We start from the raw sequence: 738 nt of genomic DNA on the forward strand, positions 1-738 counted from the left end.
CATGCCATTCTTGGTGAAATTGTCGGCATCGCGCAGCATCGCCTGTACATCCTCGGCATTTTTGAGCAGCCAGCCAGGTTGATCGCCCGGGAAGATGTTGGTGACATAGGTGATCGGCGGCAACTCCGCATGCATCGCGGGGATCAGCACTTCCTGCGGGTTGTCATAGATCACCGTCCGCGAAAAGAGCGGCAGCGCCATCGCCAGTTCGGGCGGCACGTGATCCGGCAGGGGCTGTTGTGCGACTTGGGTCATCATAGTCTCCGAAGCAAAAAGAGATAAATTCCACCCCTGCCAAAGACAGGTGCGATCGTGGGCGTCCGTCTGAGACTGGTGAGCATGCGGACGATCCGCAATGACAGGAGGCGATGCACATGAGTGAGGCAGACGTGCTGGATCTGGAACAGGCGATCCGGGACAATTACCGGCTGTGGAACGAAGGGAAGCGCGACGAACTCGATCGCCTTTTCCGGGCGTTGGGGCCAGAAGGGTTTACGATCGAATATGTCGGATCGCCCGCCGTGGACGGCGACGCCGCGATGGCTGGCATGTGGGCGGAATATGGCGGAAAATGCATGACAGAACCACTGGAGGTGATCGTCAACGGATCCGAGGGCGCCGCCTATGTCGTCAACCGCCTGCAAACTAAGGATGGCGCTGTTACGCTGCCCAGCCTCGAAACCTACAAGGTCGCCGATGGCCGGCTGACGATCCGCTATTTTCATCGAACCGGTCATT

General features: G+C 58.8%; 1 protein-coding gene and 1 pseudogene. One reads left to right on the forward strand and one right to left on the reverse strand.

The window, feature by feature from the left end; genetic code table 11:
• Nucleotides 1-258, reverse strand: a pseudogene (locus ACFC3J_RS22795) (cytochrome P450); the annotation flags it as partial.
• A 116-nt stretch (nt 259-374) separates the two neighbouring features.
• On the opposite strand from ACFC3J_RS22795, the gene ACFC3J_RS22800 reads away from it, so the two are divergent.
• A partial coding sequence (locus ACFC3J_RS22800; RefSeq protein ID WP_279728611.1) for a hypothetical protein occupies nt 375-738 on the forward strand: 364 nt, incomplete at its 3' end.

Source organism: Sphingobium sp., assembly GCF_041987595.1.
In the GTDB taxonomy this organism is placed as follows: domain Bacteria; phylum Pseudomonadota; class Alphaproteobacteria; order Sphingomonadales; family Sphingomonadaceae; genus Sphingobium.